This window comes from Pseudomonas sp. B20(2017) (assembly GCF_002113125.1).
Taxonomy (GTDB): domain Bacteria; phylum Pseudomonadota; class Gammaproteobacteria; order Pseudomonadales; family Pseudomonadaceae; genus Aquipseudomonas.
The window spans coordinates 260,615-274,110 of sequence record NZ_NEJP01000006.1 but is presented as its reverse complement, the minus strand read 5'-3'; the positions used below and the strand labels follow the sequence as shown (position 1 = coordinate 274,110).

General features: G+C 57.9%; 18 protein-coding genes and 3 pseudogenes. 12 read left to right on the top strand and 9 right to left on the bottom strand.

What is annotated here, in order from left to right; all coding sequences use genetic code 11:
- The first annotated feature begins 11 nt into the window (after positions 1-11).
- Positions 12-320 carry an RcnB family protein gene (locus CAF63_RS11560; protein WP_085687507.1) on the top strand — a complete coding sequence of 103 codons (309 nt, stop codon included), beginning with the start codon at positions 12-14 and terminating at the stop codon, positions 318-320.
- A 100-nt stretch (positions 321-420) separates the two neighbouring features.
- Positions 421-885 carry a hypothetical protein gene (locus CAF63_RS11555; RefSeq protein ID WP_085687509.1) on the top strand — a complete coding sequence of 155 codons (465 nt, stop codon included), beginning with the start codon at positions 421-423 and terminating at the stop codon, positions 883-885.
- A 3-nt stretch (positions 886-888) separates the two neighbouring features.
- Here CAF63_RS11555 and CAF63_RS11550 read toward each other — a convergent pair whose 3' ends face one another.
- On the bottom strand, positions 889-1,965 hold the full coding sequence (locus CAF63_RS11550) for a sensor domain-containing diguanylate cyclase (protein WP_085687511.1): 1,077 nt from the start codon (positions 1,963-1,965) through the stop codon (positions 889-891).
- 141 nt (positions 1,966-2,106) lie between these two features.
- On the opposite strand from CAF63_RS11550, the gene CAF63_RS11545 reads away from it, so the two are divergent.
- The gene (locus CAF63_RS11545) at positions 2,107-2,445 is read left to right on the top strand and encodes an FKBP-type peptidyl-prolyl cis-trans isomerase (RefSeq protein WP_064380576.1); all 339 of its coding nucleotides are present in this window, start codon (positions 2,107-2,109) and stop codon (positions 2,443-2,445) included.
- Positions 2,446-2,517: 72 nt separating this feature from the next.
- Here CAF63_RS11545 and CAF63_RS11540 read toward each other — a convergent pair whose 3' ends face one another.
- The 3 genes from CAF63_RS11540 to CAF63_RS11530 are packed head-to-tail and all read right to left on the bottom strand — an operon-like array spanning position 2,518 to position 4,331.
- Positions 2,518-2,826: a hypothetical protein gene (locus CAF63_RS11540; protein ID WP_256574506.1), complete on the bottom strand. Its 309-nt coding sequence runs from the start codon at positions 2,824-2,826 to the stop codon at positions 2,518-2,520.
- 27 nt (positions 2,827-2,853) lie between these two features.
- The gene (locus CAF63_RS11535; RefSeq protein WP_085687515.1) at positions 2,854-3,093 is read right to left on the bottom strand and encodes a pyocin S6 family toxin immunity protein; all 240 of its coding nucleotides are present in this window, start codon (positions 3,091-3,093) and stop codon (positions 2,854-2,856) included.
- 14 nt (positions 3,094-3,107) lie between these two features.
- Complete coding sequence (locus CAF63_RS11530; protein WP_085687517.1) at positions 3,108-4,331, bottom strand: colicin E3/pyocin S6 family cytotoxin; 1,224 nt, start codon at positions 4,329-4,331, stop codon at positions 3,108-3,110.
- A gap of 403 nt (positions 4,332-4,734) precedes the next feature.
- Here CAF63_RS11530 and CAF63_RS11525 point away from each other — a divergent pair, with 403 nt between their 5' ends.
- From CAF63_RS11525 to CAF63_RS11515, 3 genes and pseudogenes are all read left to right on the top strand, one after another.
- Positions 4,735-5,217 (top strand): hypothetical protein, encoded by a 483-nt coding sequence (locus tag CAF63_RS11525; protein ID WP_143492447.1) that lies wholly within the window; start codon positions 4,735-4,737, stop codon positions 5,215-5,217.
- A 21-nt stretch (positions 5,218-5,238) separates the two neighbouring features.
- Positions 5,239-5,394, top strand: a pseudogene (locus tag CAF63_RS11520) (FKBP-type peptidyl-prolyl cis-trans isomerase); the annotation flags it as partial.
- Positions 5,395-5,437: 43 nt separating this feature from the next.
- A complete protein-coding gene (locus tag CAF63_RS11515) occupies positions 5,438-5,848 on the top strand; it encodes a hypothetical protein (protein ID WP_085687521.1) in 411 nt (136 codons plus the stop codon).
- Between the two features lie 73 nt (positions 5,849-5,921).
- Here CAF63_RS11515 and CAF63_RS11510 read toward each other — a convergent pair whose 3' ends face one another.
- Together CAF63_RS11510 and CAF63_RS11505 are read right to left on the bottom strand one after the other, a co-directional pair.
- Positions 5,922-6,203 carry a hypothetical protein gene (locus tag CAF63_RS11510; protein WP_085687523.1) on the bottom strand — a complete coding sequence of 94 codons (282 nt, stop codon included), beginning with the start codon at positions 6,201-6,203 and terminating at the stop codon, positions 5,922-5,924.
- Between the two features lie 10 nt (positions 6,204-6,213).
- Entirely contained in the window at positions 6,214-6,585 is a 372-nt protein-coding gene (locus CAF63_RS11505) for a DUF6124 family protein (RefSeq protein WP_085687525.1), read from the bottom strand.
- 526 nt (positions 6,586-7,111) lie between these two features.
- Here CAF63_RS11505 and CAF63_RS11500 point away from each other — a divergent pair.
- The 3 genes from CAF63_RS11500 (at position 7,112) to dmeF (ending at position 8,812) form a co-directional block, all read left to right on the top strand.
- Positions 7,112-7,423, top strand: a complete 312-nt coding sequence (locus CAF63_RS11500) for a helix-turn-helix domain-containing protein (RefSeq protein WP_085687527.1) — start codon at positions 7,112-7,114, stop codon at positions 7,421-7,423.
- A gap of 181 nt (positions 7,424-7,604) precedes the next feature.
- Positions 7,605-7,880 (top strand): metal/formaldehyde-sensitive transcriptional repressor, encoded by a 276-nt coding sequence (locus tag CAF63_RS11495; RefSeq protein ID WP_085687529.1) that lies wholly within the window; start codon positions 7,605-7,607, stop codon positions 7,878-7,880.
- An 11-nt stretch (positions 7,881-7,891) separates the two neighbouring features.
- Positions 7,892-8,812, top strand: coding sequence for a CDF family Co(II)/Ni(II) efflux transporter DmeF (gene dmeF / locus CAF63_RS11490; protein ID WP_085687531.1), 921 nt, complete (start codon positions 7,892-7,894; stop codon positions 8,810-8,812).
- On the opposite strand, the pseudogene CAF63_RS28980 reads toward dmeF, so the two are convergent.
- Positions 8,809-8,962 (bottom strand): annotated as a pseudogene (locus CAF63_RS28980) (cytochrome P450); the annotation flags it as partial. The gene dmeF and the pseudogene CAF63_RS28980 sit on opposite strands and share 4 nt — an antisense overlap.
- Before the next feature lie 3 nt (positions 8,963-8,965).
- On the opposite strand from CAF63_RS28980, the pseudogene CAF63_RS28975 reads away from it, so the two are divergent.
- Positions 8,966-9,199 (top strand): annotated as a pseudogene (locus CAF63_RS28975) (transcriptional regulator); the annotation flags it as partial.
- On the opposite strand, the gene CAF63_RS11480 reads toward CAF63_RS28975, so the two are convergent.
- Positions 9,196-9,939, bottom strand: coding sequence for an SDR family NAD(P)-dependent oxidoreductase (locus CAF63_RS11480; protein WP_085687533.1), 744 nt, complete (start codon positions 9,937-9,939; stop codon positions 9,196-9,198). The pseudogene CAF63_RS28975 and the gene CAF63_RS11480 sit on opposite strands and share 4 nt — an antisense overlap.
- Positions 9,940-10,202: 263 nt before the next feature.
- On the opposite strand from CAF63_RS11480, the gene CAF63_RS11475 reads away from it, so the two are divergent.
- A complete protein-coding gene (locus CAF63_RS11475; protein ID WP_085687535.1) occupies positions 10,203-11,423 on the top strand; it encodes a putative DNA modification/repair radical SAM protein in 1,221 nt (406 codons plus the stop codon).
- Entirely contained in the window at positions 11,420-12,259 is an 840-nt protein-coding gene (locus tag CAF63_RS11470) for a TIGR03915 family putative DNA repair protein (protein WP_085687537.1), read from the top strand. Before CAF63_RS11475 ends, CAF63_RS11470 begins: the two co-directional genes overlap by 4 nt.
- A gap of 52 nt (positions 12,260-12,311) precedes the next feature.
- Here CAF63_RS11470 and CAF63_RS11465 read toward each other — a convergent pair whose 3' ends face one another.
- Positions 12,312-13,331, bottom strand: a complete 1,020-nt coding sequence (locus CAF63_RS11465; RefSeq protein ID WP_085687539.1) for a branched-chain amino acid aminotransferase — start codon at positions 13,329-13,331, stop codon at positions 12,312-12,314.
- Between the last annotated feature and the right edge of the window lie 165 nt (positions 13,332-13,496).

Genomic DNA, 13,496 nt, shown 5'->3' with positions numbered 1-13,496 from the left:
GAGGTTCACCGATGAACAACAAGACCCTAATCGCCAGCCTGGCCCTCGTCGCCAGCATCGCCGGGATCAGCCCACTCGTTCAAGCGGCGCAAACCTCGAACGACACCGTCGAACAATCACCGACCGGCAACCGCGAGCTGAACGTCAACGACCGCGCCCCGGACATTTACCAGCGCAGCGAAAAAGCCATCAAAAACTGGAAACAGAAAGGCCTCAAGCAACCGGAGCCGCAGGCGCAGTGGGTGCAGATCAATGACAAATACGTGATGGTGATGATTACCAACGGGACGATTGTCGCGATTCAGCCGGTGGAGCGCTGACCTCAAGCAACAATTGGCCATGGACGGTTGATTGCATTCGAGCGCCGTTCCGGTAAAACGCGAGGGGCGTTTCGAGTGACTGGATGTCAGGAGCAATAGGTTGGAAAAGAAACCCCTTTATCGCAAAGAAAACACCACCGCCCACAACGTCTGGCGCAACAACCCGGGCGGGCATTACCGGCATCAACGAAACACCAAGTCTGAAATCCACAGCGAGGCTACACGCGGTTCGATGCATGGCATCAAGCACCATGGCTACGATTACACGCCGTTGTTTCGCTTTCTGTTGTCGCGTGTCGGCGGTGATTGGGACGAGATTTTCAGTGAAGCCGTGTCGCGGCTGGATCGGCAGGAACCGGTGTTCTGGATGGTCGCTCTGCATGAACACGAGCGAAGGGATGTCGTGGGGATGGGCGAGTCCAGCATCTACAGCGGGTTATACGTCGATGAGAACAAGCGCCTGCAAATCGTCAATCCCGCCCTGAAAGCCGAAGACATGACGCCCAACTGCCGGTGCTGCACGCATACCTTCAATGGCGTTGTATTCGGTACGCCCGAGCGCTGAGATTCAGTCGATCCGGTTATGGCTCAACGCTTGTCCGCCACCCAACCGATACTGATTATTCCCGCTGCGCTTGGCCTCATACATCGCCAGATCGGCAATGTGCAGCAAGCGATCCATGGTCGGCGCGTGGTCGGGGAAGACGGCGACGCCGAGGCTGGTGCCGATGTGGCGTTGGTCGTTGCCGATGGGAATGGGCGGGGACAGTTCGATGAAGATTTTCTGGCAGATGCTGCGGGCTTCGTCTTGCAGGTTCAGGCCGGGGGCGAGGCCTTGCAGGATGACCACGAATTCATCGCCGCCGATGCGCGCGACGGTGTCGCTGACCCGCAGGATGCGTTTCAGGCGCGTAGCGGTGGTGATCAGAACGCGGTCGCCGGCGGCGTGACCGTAGCGGTCGTTGATCGCTTTGAAGCCGTTGAGATCGATAAACACCAATGCCACCCGCGTCTCGGTCATGCGCGCATGTTCCAGTGCTTCCGATAGCCGTTCTTCCAGCACCAGCCGATTGGGCAGGCCGGTCAACGGGTCGAAATGAGCGAGGTGCTGGAGGTAGCTGGCCGAGGCCTTTTCTTCGGTGATGTCGCGCACCACGCCCATCATCTTGATCACCGCATCGTGATCGTTGCGTACCACGTTGCCGGTTTCCCGCAGCCAGCGAATCGTGCCGTCGGGCCAGACCACGCGGTATTCCTCATCGTGGTTTTCACCGGTTTTCAGACAGCGCAATTCTCCGGCGCGCACCTTGGCGCGATCGTCGGGGTGCACGCACGAGCAAAACAGGGCGTAGGAGGGTGTCACCTCGCCGATCTTGAACCCGAACATGCCGAAGATCGCGTCCGACCAGTAGAGCCGGTCGGTGTCGACCTCCCAGTCCCAGGTGCCGATCCGGGCGAAATACTGGCTGCGCTTGAAGCGGTCGGCGTCGCCATCCTGACGGATGTTCTGGCCCTCGGCGGCGCGGGTGAGCAGTTCGCGATACTCGGCGAGTTGCTGACGAAGCTCGCGCACTCGGCGGATCAGAACGGCGATCACGACCATCAGCACAACGACAATGGCGAAGCTGATCCAGAGTTGAGTCATTCAAGCGTCGCTGTCATGGCGTATCGATCAGGATTGGTAGCGGGTGGCCATCATCCATCACGGCCGACGTAGGGTCAAACGGTTGCCAATGGCCGGTATTTCTGGGAAAACGGCGGCCAGCGGAACGATAGAGTGAATGTTATGAATGATGAACTGCAGATAATCGATCTTCAGACCGGAGACGGAAAAGCCGCCGTCAAAGGCGCGTTGATCACCACCCAATACACCGGTTGGCTGGAAGACGGCACCGAATTCGATTCGTCCTGGAGCCGGGGCAAGCCGTTTCAGTGTGTGATCGGCACCGGTCGGGTGATCAAGGGTTGGGATCAGGGGATCATGGGCATGCAGGTGGGTGGCAAACGCAAACTGCTGGTGCCGGCGCATCTGGGGTATGGCGAGCGGACGATGGGCAAGATTCCGCCGAATTCGAATCTGGTGTTTGAGATTGAGTTGCTTGAGGTTTTGACGCGGGAGGATTGAAGCTTGCGGGACGAGGGCGTTGTGATGAGGGAAGTCCCTGATCACAACGTCCGGGATGCGACGCTTGGCGAGTCAGGTAAATGCCTCAATATCGTCAAGCGTGTCTTCGATCACGCCTTCCAGCGAGGGGAATCTTGTCTTTACTTCTTCCAGCGCTGAGAGGGCAGCATCTTTGTCCAGCTCGCCGTGCCTGCGAGCGATGTGGCCGAGAGCGGTAATGGCGGAGGAGACTACGGTTTCATTGCTGCTGTCGAAATACTTCAAGCAAGTTTGTTGGGCCCAAATCCTGTCTTCTTCATTGAGGCCAATAGAAATCAGAGCCTGGATAACGTCTGTGTCTGTGCGGCTTTGAAGAAGCTTCACTGCTTCATCGTGGTTCACTGATGGTTCTTGATAGAAAAGACTCAACTATTCCCGAACTCCGATAAAAAGATCTAGTTCAGTTGGTAGGTGTTCATTAAGGATTAAGGCGATTTGCCGGACCTGACCTTCATTCAATAACCATTCTCCGGCCTCGCTTTCTTCCAGGCTTTCCCAACCTAGCAACGCTAAAACTGCAGCTTCTGCCTCATGCTTCACCGTCAGTTCAAACTTCAAAGAGTCGTCCTCTTCATCACCTTTCAAAAAGCCACTTATCCATAAAAACATTGAAAGCCTCCTTATTACTTCGGGGTAGATCTCTCGGGATCTGCGGGATCTATTTGTTCACCGGTTTCGTGGTTGAATTCACCAAGGTGTTTGCCTTGTTTGTTGTAAAGCTCAATAGCGCCAGTCTTGCTATCCCATTCATATATTCGCCCCTTCCGGTCCTTCCAGCGGCTTCGCTTGCCTCCTCCACCCTGAACGCTGCTTTTTGATTTGACTGGTTGGGCATCCGGGAATGCGGGCAGTGTGCGTGGGGGCCTGTGGTATTTGATATCACCGCCCAGTGCTGGCCTGGAGAGCACAACATACAGAGGCTGCGCCCCGGAGTCAGCCGGAAACACAAGGATGAAATCCTCGTACTCCGGCGGATAGATCGGGTTGACGATGATTTTGTCTGCTTGCTCAGTCGGCGGATAAATCCAGATAGTCGGTGTTTGCGGGGCACCTTCCAGCGGTGGGATAGCCGAGGTGCTGGATGGATCGACTGCAGGCGTCCAGGTCAAAGTGGCGCCATTGCCAAAGTCAGCCACCTGTCGAGAGCCTTGAGCAACGAATTGCACGACCGGAATCATTTCCCAGTCAGGGCGATTCTGAGTGTTGTACCCGTACCCTTTGAGACTGCCATCGGCCTGTTGCTCTACGTGCAGCCGGATACGTGTTCGGCCCTCCTTCAGTGATCTGAGCTGTTCTTCGGTATAGAGCGAACTGTCCCCCAGATTCGATGGCCACAGAAGTGCAACCATTCCCGCCAATGCACCTCCTGCAACGCCGCCCGTGACTGCGCCAACACTGGAAGTGACGCTTGCGCCGGCGCCAGTAAAAGCAGGACTGCCCAACACAAGAGTTCCTAGTGCGGACGGTAAATTGACACCGCTGATTTTTTTGAGGGGAATGTTTCCCGACGCATGTTTTTCGCGCCCCCCAAGAAGTGAGAACGCTCCAAAGTCGGCAAGCCTTTCGACAGGAATAAACCCTGACGGGCTTTCATGGTTGATGACGCCGTCGGGGAGGTTGCAGCTTTTGGCAAATACACAACCTACGGCGCTGAGTTGACTCTGTGGTGGCGTCTGCCGAACAAAACGATCTTCATAGGCTTGTTGTCTGGCCAGCATATCGTCGTATTTCTTTTGTCTGGCATCCTGCTCTGCAAGTTCGGTAGCAGTCATGAAGCGGGTAGTGATGTGGTGCCCGTCACCTGACGGCGGATTTTGAATCCGGGGGAGGAGTGTTTTTCGAGGCATGAGCGTCCTTGTTTCATCTTTTCAAAGCGTGAAGGACGCTATCTGAATAAGAGTTTGAAAGATGTAGGACGCTTCTGAGGTTCAAGCGGTTGTTACAAAAAAGGCGTTTTCGGCAAGGAGTTGAATGTTGGCTTCGGCCTCACTTGACAATAGTGCGGGGGGGCAAATAACCGGCGTTATGGCACAGGGCTACTCTGGTAACATCCGGCATCTAAGGCAACTAGGGTGACGATATGCAGCAAGAAGGTGCGAAGCAGAAGACGAAATTCCATTTGATGAGAACGCTCGGTGCATGGGCGCTAGTTCCAAGCCTAGGAGTTCCAGCTACCAAGTTCGTTGAGAGCTACTACGACGTGTCCTTTTTAGCCCGGCAATCTCTGTAATGTGGCGCGGGTTACAGAGCGTGCGCAGTTGGATGATCCTTACGGTTCCCCTGCCGTTGTGGATGCTTGTTGTAGTCACGGTCTTGCCTTTGCTGATGATGGGGGTAGTGGTCTGGGTGATCATTGATGCCAATGGAAAGCTAAAAGACGCTGATATGGAGTTAGATGCTGCTCACGCGAAGATCAAGGATTTACAGGTGCCAAAAATACTTCCTCTCACAGACGAGCAGAGTAAGGTCATTGCTGCAATAGCGGCTTATGACAGCGTTGGCAAAGATTGCCGTACTAAAGATTTTCCTGTTCAAATTGGTCTAACGCTTTTGCAGGCAGATGGAGCCATGGACGTACTTGAGAAGAGGAAATTTATCTCTTTTCAATACGCTACATCTGGAAAATACGTCACCCTAACTGCGGCAGGCCGTGAATACGTTCTACGCCCAGAATTTGAATATCCACTAGTCCCGCTACCTCAGGCACCACTTCCTGGTAATGGTCGTATATAAACCGATACATGAAATCCTTGCGATCACGGAATCATGGGCATGCAGGTTGGCGGCAAACGCAAACTGCTGGTGCCGGCGCATCTGGGGTATGGCGAACGGACGATGGGCAAGATTCCGCCGAATTCGAATCTGGTGTTCGAGATTGAGTTGCTTGAGGTTTTGACGCGGGAGGATTGATGACCAGAGGTCATCTTGTTCGAACGGCTCAAGGATCAGGTCGATGGATGTTGAACAGATCATTTACAAAACTGTTGCGTGGTTGACTATCGAACACTCGGGACGACGGAGCCCGATTTACAACATCCAGTTGGTATTCTTCGCGGCCATGATGATTTTTTTGTGGTTCGCCGGAAAGGATGTCCTCGCACGGCGAGAAGCCTTTCTGGCCCGCAAGGCTCAGGTCTTGGCGTCAAAGCCACTGTCTGCGATTTCCTTCGCCGAGGAAGACGGGCAGAAGGTCAGACTCACCGGCGTTTTGCAGGAGACGGAAGGCGCTTACACCGTGACAGTGACTCGTGACGATGACAAAGAAGCCACTTTTTCATCCCGCGAAGGGTTGCTTTCGCTGGAGGAGGTCGAGGCTTACTTGAGGGCGCATACGCCTTTCGTTCTGGCTGACTTTCGGCGTTAACCACATCTGCACACAAAACCCGCAGCCTCCCTCAACGGAGGCAGCGGGTTTTTTCTTGCCTTGTGCCCAGGTGTTACGCAGCCATCGCCATCTCATCCAGCGTCGCGGCAACCGTGCCGGTCAGGCTTGGAAATCTGCGTTTTACGCTGGTGAGTGCCGGCAGCAGGCGGTTGCGATCCAGTTCGCCATGGTCACGGGCGAGTTGGGCGAGGGCGGTGAGTGCGGCGCTGACGATGGATTTTCGTTCGCTCTCCAGCAGCAGCAGACAGGCTTTTTGGGCCCATTGGCTGTCTTTCTCGTTGAGGCCGATGGAGATCAGGGCGGCGACGATGTGTGCATCGGATTTGCTTTCCATGGGTGTTCCCTCAGGTTGTGGCATCGAGAGTGTCCAGCGCCCGGTTCACCGCGAGTTCACCACACATCACCACTTGGGCGATGCCCAGCACGGTGCTGCGGTAGGGCGGGTCCAGCAGCGCGGCGAAGTCGCTGAGCATTACGCTGGCCGAAGTCATCGATTCGCAGGCGTGGGCCAGCAGGGCATGTTGATCCAGGTCGGGGGCGACGAGGAACATGCGGCCGGGGCAGTGTTGTTTCGGGGCGGTGGGTTTGAGGTAATGGTCGAGGGCGCGCTCGGCGGCTTCGTGGAGTTTTTTTGAATCGGTTGTGGAGTAGGGAGAGGTTGGATCGGATTCGGACGGTAAGTCTGTTTCTGGTGGATTAGGCGTAGGTTTGAACATTTGGGGGTATCCCTTAAATAATGCTGACACCACCTTGCGACTAAACAGAGAGGTGGCAGCTGTACACAGGTTAGTCGACCGGGGAACCCACCAAACCCGGTGCACCCGAGGGTGCCCTGCGCACAGCCGCCATAGAGTGCAGATATGTGGAATATCTGGCTGGATGGAGCTTGTGCATGGTTTGTGGTTCCCGAGCGACTAAACCCGATCACTGACCATTCAGTGATGCGAATCAAGTTACGGGCAGGCCCCAAACTGCACAAGCCGGCGGATTCTGGCGTAGTTGTAGGCAAAGGCGCAAGGCAATGTAGCCTCCTGGATGGCGGCAAAATGATGCGTCGTTTTTCAGTCCGCCATCGCGAGCAAGCTCGCTCCCACAGGAGTTCTGTGTCGGCTTATCAGATGTGCTGACTCGCGAATTTTTGCTTTGTGATACCGAATATTTAATAAGCCACTTCGAGCTTGATTTATATCGGTTTCGATATAGCCTGCGTGGCACGTTCAAATGCCAGGAACAGGTGAAACCATGAAGGATCATCAAACCCCACCCCAGCGTTTCTCAAGCATCTGGGATGCACTGGAAGACACGCCGCAGGAAGCGGCCAACATGCGCCTGCGGGCCAAACTGATGCGTACGCTTTGCGAAACGATTCGTGCCTGGGAGCTCCCTCAGAAAGAGGCGGCCAAGCGTCTTGGCATCACTCAGCCGCGTCTCAACGACGTACTCAACGGCAAAATCGACAAGTTCTCGCTGGATGCGCTGGTCAACTTGTCGGCCGCTGCAAAACTGGACGTAGACCTCTGTTTCTCGTCGTCCCCGCCGCTGCAATGGGCCTGACAGACAAGGGGTCCCAACGGCCCTGCATCTGAAAAGCCTTCCAGAGGCGGCACCGTCTGACGCTCCGCCTCAATCCTTTCACGTCAAAATTTCAGGCCGCGACGGGCGGTCGAAAACAGACCTTGCCCCTTTCAATCCGAACAGCGACTATGCTCGCCATATAGGGGTAGGGGGTATAGGTATGTCGCACACACACGAACACAAAGGGGAGTTGCTTAACCGGGTCCGGCGCATTGCCGGGCAGGTTCAGGCGGTTGAACGGGCGCTGGAGTCCGAGGCAGATTGCGCCAAGACGCTGCACCTGATGGCGGCGGTTCGCGGGGCGATCAACGGCCTGATGGAGCAGTTCATCGAGGCCCACGCCCGCGAGCATGTCGCCCATCCTGATCTCAGCGATGAAGCCCGTGCCCAAGGCGTGGAAGAGTTGCTGCAGGCCATTCGCCGTTATTCCAAGTGAGCAACCACGCCATGACACTCAAGGCTGAAACGTTTTCCCACGATCACCAGTTCCTCGGTGCATCCCACGACGACAACGCCCGCCGAACCTTGTGGGTGGTGGCGCTGACGTTCGTGATGATGATTGGCGAAATTGCCGCCGGTTATCTCACCGGTTCCATGGCGCTGCTGGCCGACGGTTTCCACATGGCGACCCACGCTGGTGCCTTGGGCATCGCGGCGGCGGCCTATGGTTTTGCCCGGCGCAACGCCAACAACCGGCGCTACAGTTTCGGCACCGGCAAGGTTGGTGATCTGGCGGGTTTTGCCTCGGCGATGGTGCTGGGGCTGGTGTCGCTGGGCATTGCGGGGGAATCGGTTTTCCGTCTGTTCCAGCCAACCAGCGTGGCGTTCGGCGAAGCTACCTTGATTGCCCTGGTCGGCCTGGGCGTCAACCTGCTCAGCGCGTTTCTGCTGGCCGGCCATCATGGTCATCATGACCATGGTCATAGCCACGATCATGGCCATCAGCACCATCACGACAACAACCTGCGTTCAGCTTACGTGCACGTACTCGCCGATGCGTTGACGTCGGTGCTGGCGATTGCCGCGCTACTTGCCGGGCGCTATCTGGGCTGGGTCTGGATGGACCCGGTGATGGGCATCATCGGTTCCATCGTCATCGCCAAATGGGCCTGGAACCTGATGCGCGACAGCGCCGCCGTGCTGCTCGATACCACCGATGAGCCGGTGGCCGAGGAGATCCGCGAGCTGCTGGAAACCTCCGACGACGTACGCATCAGCGACCTGCACGTCTGGCAGGTCGGCCCGCAGGCGCGGGCGGCGATTGTCAGCGTAGTCGCCGCGGCTGGCGTGACTGCTGAAGCGATTCGCGAGCGGCTGGCGCCGGTGCATGAGCTGTCGCACCTTACGATCGAATTGCGCAGCGCCTAAGCCCGTACTTCGCTGAACAGCGGAATTCGCCCGTTCAGCGAAGGGCGGTAATGCCAGGCGAACCGCTTCAGGTCGATGTCGTGGGCGAGGATTTCACTGATCGTCGCTGGCAATCGTCATCGCTGGCCTTTGCCCCTGACATTGGTGCCGACGTGTCTGGACTGGAGCATGCGCCGGCCGCACTTGGGTGGTTCGCTCGGGGCCGCGTAGTTGCAGTTGAAGCGCAAATGGGTGACGCAGGATCTGGACAGTCGGGCGCTGACGTTGACGGTGCAGGGGCGCCGGGAACTGGCGTCGCGCTGGGGTCTGGTTTTGCCGGAGTCCGGGCGGGAATCGTCAGGCCGCCAGATGACGGATTCCACGCCCGGATCGGTGCATGCGCGTTAGCTCAGGGTATAACCGCTATCGACCACCCAATCCTGACCGATGACGCCACGAGCACCGTTGCCCAGTTGGAACAGAATGACGTCGGCCACCGCCGCAGGTTCGAGAAACTGCCCGCTCAAAAGCCGTTTGTTGACGCCTTGGGCCACGTCGCCGAGCGCTTCGTCACTCAGGCCCAGCGTTGACCAGATCGGCGTCGCGGTCGGGCCGGGAGAGACGCAATTGATGCGCACGCCATGGGGTGCCAGCTCGACCGCAAGGGTTCGGGCATGGGCGATCAACGCCGCTTTTGACGCGATGTAGGCGGCCAGTCCCGCGAAACTGATTTGGGCCAGAAAAGTACCGATGAACACCACTGAAGTCTCGTCTGCAAGGTGCGGGCGCAGGGCGGCCAGCGTGTTGAGGGCGCCGGCGCCGTTCACAGCCCATTGGCGATCGAATGCCGAGCTGTCGAGCCCGTCGGCCAATTCCGCAATGCCGGCGTTGGGTACCACGAAACTTACCGGGCCCACGCTCGCAGCCTGATCGGCCAAAGCGGCAAGGTCGGTTGCTTGAGTGACATCGCCGGGTTGCCAGACCAGTTGCTGCGGATACCGCTCAAGCAGTTCGGCCAGTGCGCCGAGCTTTCGCGACATGGCCAACACGCGTGCGCCTTGATTCAGCAGGCGTTCGGTAACGGCCAGGCCTATGCCTGAACTGGCGCCGGTGATGACGGCAAGCTTGCCCTGAAAAACCTGATCCATGTTCAACTCCCGTTTTTGGTCTTCAGCCAAAATGGCTACGGGGAACCAGACAATTTTCGGGCCATGCCGGACAGCCTTGAATATCAAGGGCTGCGCAGATTTGATAGTCATTATGACCTTCGTGATATCGAGTCAATCTGACTTCCTATGAGTCAAAATGACCTGTCTGTAGCAGCGCGACATTCCGACGAAGAACGGTATTGCATCTTGTATGAGTCAAACGCTCTCTATACTGTATATGCGAACAGTATCGAGTCCGTGCCATGCAAATCATCGACAAGCTCAGCATCCTCGCCGACGCCGCCAAGTACGATGCCTCCTGCGCCAGCAGCGGCGCGCCCAAGCGCAGTTCCGAGGGCAAAAGCGGGCTGGGTTCGACCGATGGCATGGGCATCTGCCACAGCTACACGCCGGACGGGCGTTGCGTGTCGCTGCTCAAGGTGCTGCTGACCAATTTCTGTCTCTACGACTGCCAGTACTGCGTCAACCGCCGCTCCAGCGACGTGCCGCGTGCGCGTTTCACGCCCGAGGAAGTGGTGACGCTGACCCTGGATTTCTACCGGCGCAATTGCGTCAGCGGGTTGTTTCTTAGCTCGGGGATCATTCGTTCGGCGGACTACACCATGGAGCAACTGGTGCGTGTCGCGAAGCTGTTGCGCGAAGAGCATGAGTTCCGTGGCTACATTCATCTCAAGACCATTCCCGATGCGGATCCTGCGCTGATCGAAGAGGCCGGGCGCTACGCCGACCGCTTGAGCGTCAACATCGAATTGCCCACCGATGCCAGCCTGCAAACCCTCGCGCCGGAGAAGCAGATCGGTTCGATCAAGCAGGCGATGAACACCATCTACACCGGTGTGCAGACGGTGCTCAACGAACCCCGTGCACCGAAGTTCGCCCCGGCCGGGCAGAGCACGCAAATGATCGTCGGTGCCGATGACACCGACGACAGCACCATCCTGCACAGCGCTCAGGCGCTCTACGGTAACTTCCGCCTGCGTCGGGTCTATTACTCGGCGTTTAGCCCGATTCCCGACAGCCCGAAAAGCGTGCCGCTGGCCGCGCCGCCACTGATGCGCGAGCACCGCTTGTATCAGGCGGATTTTCTGTTGCGCGGTTATGGCTATACCGCCGGTGAGTTGCTTCAGGGGCCGGGCAATCTGGCGTTGGATATCGATCCGAAACTGGCCTGGGCGCTGCAGAATCGTGAGGTATTCCCTCTGGATCTCAACCGCGCCGAACCGGCGTTGATCTCACGCATTCCCGGCATCGGCCTGCGCACTACCGAACGTCTGGTGGAGCTGCGTCGGCAGCGGCGCATTCGCTACGAAGACGTGGCGCGTATGCGTTGTGTGCTGGCCAAGGCCAAACCGTTCATCATCACCAGCGATTACCACCCGCAGCAGGCAGAAGTCACCAGCCAGATGCTCTATCAGCAACTGCGCGACCGGCCGATGCCGCAACAGATGGGGCTGTGGGGATGATCAATCTCGATTGCGACGACCTGTTCGATACCTGGCGCCAGCAGGCGCGCTGGCTGCTCAGCCATGAAATCGACCCGAGTCTGGTGAGCTGGGCGTCGGAAGGCGTGAGCGATCTGTTCGCCAGTGACGTATCGGTGCCCGAAGGGCAGGGGCCGTTTCAGGCGCGGATTCCGCGTGCATTGCTCGACACCCTGGAACAAGCATCTCGATACCGGGGCGATCAACGCTGGAGTCTGCTGTATGAAGTGCTGTGGCGAGTCAGCCACGGCGACCGCACCGCAATGATGGCCGGCGACAAACTGGGCAGCGAGTTGCAGCGGCGGATCAAGCAGGTGCAGCGCGAAGCCCATCATCTGCATGCGTTCGTGCGCTTCATCGAGCGCCCGCCAGAACAGCCGGGCCCACAATACGTCGCGTGGCACGAACCAGCCCACGACATCCTGCACAGTGCCAGCGAACACTTCATCGGGCGCATGGGCCGGCATCGTTGGCTGATCGCCACACCCCGCGACGGGGTTTATTACGATGGCGAACAACTGATCCATCAACGCCAGTGCCCGCTGGAATGGCAGCAACTGGCGCAGAAGGTCGATGATCCCCACGGTGATTTATGGCTGACGTACTACAGCCACATCTTCAACCCGGCGCGGTTGAACGAGAAAGTCATGCAAGGGCATTTGCCGACGCGGTTCTGGAAGAACCTGCCGGAGGGGGAGCTGATTCCCGGATTGATTACCCAGGCGCGCATGGGCAAGCAGCAGAACGGACAGGCGAGCGGGATTGCCGGTCGCGCGGGCAAGCGGATTGCCATGAAGGTTAGTGAACGGGACGAATGAAAAAGCCCCCATCGATCACTCGATGGGGGCTTTTGTGCATCTGGCCGTCAGATCAAACCTTGACGATCCAGCCTGCTGGCGCTTCGATGTCGCCGGTCTGCACACCGGTCAGCTCTTTGTAGAGCTTCTGGGTCACAGGGCCGACTTCGGTTTCGCTGTGGAACACGTGCAGGTGGTCGTTGTAGCTGATGCCGCCGATCGGGGTGATCACCGCAGCGGTACCGCAGGCACCGGCTTCCTTGAAGTCCGACAGCTTGTCGATGAACACGTCGCCTTCGACCACTTCCAGACCCAGGCGGGACTTGGCCAGTTCGATCAGCGACAGACGGGTGATACCCGGCAGTACCGACGGCGAGTTCGGGGTTACGAACTTGTTGTCGTGGGTAATCCCGAAGAAGTTGGCCGAACCGACTTCCTCGATCTTCTTGTGGGTCAGCGGATCCAGGTAGATGGCGTCAGCGAAGTGCGCTTTCTTGGCCTGGGAGCCCGGCATCAGGCTGGCGGCGTAGTTGCCACCGACCTTGGCGGCACCGGTGCCTTGTGGCGCGGCGCGGTCGAAGGTGGAGATCTGGAAGTTGTGCGGGGTCAGGCCGCCCTTGAAGTAGGCACCGACCGGGATCGCGAACACCGAGAAGATGAACTCAGGTGCGGTACGCACGCCGATGTTGTCACCCACGCCGATCACGAACGGACGCAGGTACAGCGCGCCGCCGGTGCCGTAAGGCGGGATGAAGCGCTCGTTGGCGCGAACCACTTCCTTGCACGCTTCGATGAACTGCTCGGTGGACACATGCGGCATCAGCAGGCGGGCGCAGCTGCGTTGCATGCGTGCGGCGTTCTGGTCCGGACGGAACAGGTTGATCGAGCCGTCCTTGCAACGATAGGCCTTCAGGCCTTCGAAGCATTGCTGGCCATAGTGAAGGGCAGTGGAGCCTTCGCTGATGTGCAGTACGTTGTCTTCGGTCAGGGTGCCTTTGTCCCACTCGCCGTTGCGAAAGTACGACAGATAGCGTTTGTCGGTCTTGATGTAGTCAAAACCCAGCTTGTCCCAGTTGATGCTTTCGTTACCCATGACACCCTCTATCACTGAACAACCGCCGAAGCGGTTCAAGGCTTCTGACGTTTTTTTGGATGGGCACAACAATACTTCATTCTTGAGCGGTTTCGCAGCCCGAAATCTCTGCCTTTGATCGTTCCCAGGCTCTGCGTGGGAATGCAGTCCGGGACGCTCTGCGTC